The sequence below is a fragment of the Romboutsia sp. genome, from assembly GCF_051659545.1.
In the GTDB taxonomy this organism is placed as follows: Bacteria; Bacillota; Clostridia; order Peptostreptococcales; family Peptostreptococcaceae; genus JBOFOR01.
The window spans coordinates 1-1,429 of record NZ_JBOFOR010000271.1 but is presented as its reverse complement, the minus strand read 5'-3'; the positions used below and the strand labels follow the sequence as shown (position 1 = coordinate 1,429).

At 28.7% G+C, this 1,429-nt stretch carries 2 protein-coding genes; both read right to left on the bottom strand.

All coding sequences use genetic code 11. The features are described 5' to 3' along the window. A partial coding sequence (locus ACRC03_RS15580; RefSeq protein WP_438653514.1) for a hypothetical protein occupies positions 1-1,171 on the bottom strand: 1,171 nt, incomplete at its 3' end. A gap of 49 nt (positions 1,172-1,220) precedes the next feature. Then, a partial coding sequence (locus tag ACRC03_RS15575) for a hypothetical protein (protein WP_438653513.1) occupies positions 1,221-1,429 on the bottom strand: 209 nt, incomplete at its 5' end.

The window sequence follows — 1,429 nt, the reverse complement described above, 5'->3', positions numbered from 1 at the left end:
TTTGCATTATTGCCATATTACTCTCCAAAGTTTCTATCTCTACTGGAGATAACTCATACTTTTCAAAGCCCTGCTTCTTTCTAATAAACTCTGTACAACGGGTAATAACATCTTTAGGTACTTTATCATACCTAATAAGTTGGTGTCCACTACTACTAATAGCATTTATTCCAAAAATCCCATCTTCTAATTTTATTAAAACTGGTTTCTTTAGAATAGTATTATTAACATCTTTTTCTGTAATAACAACATTCTTAAAGAAATGATTAAGTTTTTTAAATAGTGGATTACTTGAACTAATAACAGTTGCATAATTATCCACATTTAAGAAATTAAACATCTGTTTATGAATGTGATTATAAGGACCACCAGTTAAGCTTTCAAATGAAACATAGGAAAATATAATCTGTAGAAATTTCCTAATATTATCTATGTTTAATTCATTACGTGAATTTCTGAATTTATGTAAATAGTATGTATCTATATTAGTTTTACCATAACAAGTGAAATCTTCATTATTCCAAATACCATCACTTTGTATACTTTTACCTTTAATATGAGGAGTTACAGAAATACCACCACTAACAAAATTAAATATATTAATATCTTCTTTTGGTACTCTATATTTTATCTCATTAAAGTTAAAATACTGATAGTTATTAAGTAAATTAAGTGATGCTATTATCTCCAATCCTTTAGCATACCTCTTTAACCCACCAAAGTTACTAATAAAGAAAGGGTAGAATTTCAATGTAGCTACATTATTTGATGAATAAGTTACACTTTCTATATTCTCATCATCATTTACTGCTGCTGTAAGTAACAACTTAAATAAATTCATTGTGGCAATAATGTCATCAATTGGATTCTTAGCAGTACTATAAAACTCATCAAATCTTTCCCCATTGCTTAATTCCACTTCTAATATAATACCATTTTCAACAGTAAATTTACTTACAATACTTGTTAATTTACTCATTGTTAAGGCATAATGTAATACATCATCCTTTACCAATAAAATAGCTGTATTAAGTGTTGTAAGAGATTTAAGGAAGTCTATTTTGTAGCAGTCTATATCCCAAAAGTTTAGCTTCTTTTCTATGCTTTTACCAGCAGTACTTACATATTGGGGAATTGCTACACTATCTAAAAAGTCTAATCCTTTTAGCATAATTTTAAATTAAAAAGGGGGATTGTTAGTCCCCCTCTGTTTGTATTAATTAAAAGTTAAATTGGTCATCTTTAGGGTCTGCCCAATCATCTTCATCATCTTCATAATGAAGGGCTACTGTACCATCATCTGAAAAGTCCTCTTCTTTCTCATTAACTATTTTATTTTCAATAGTTTTGAGCAAAATATTCAAGTTCTTTAGTTCTGCCTGTGTGAACTCAACAATACCTGCTTTCATATCCTTTGGGGTACAGGTAA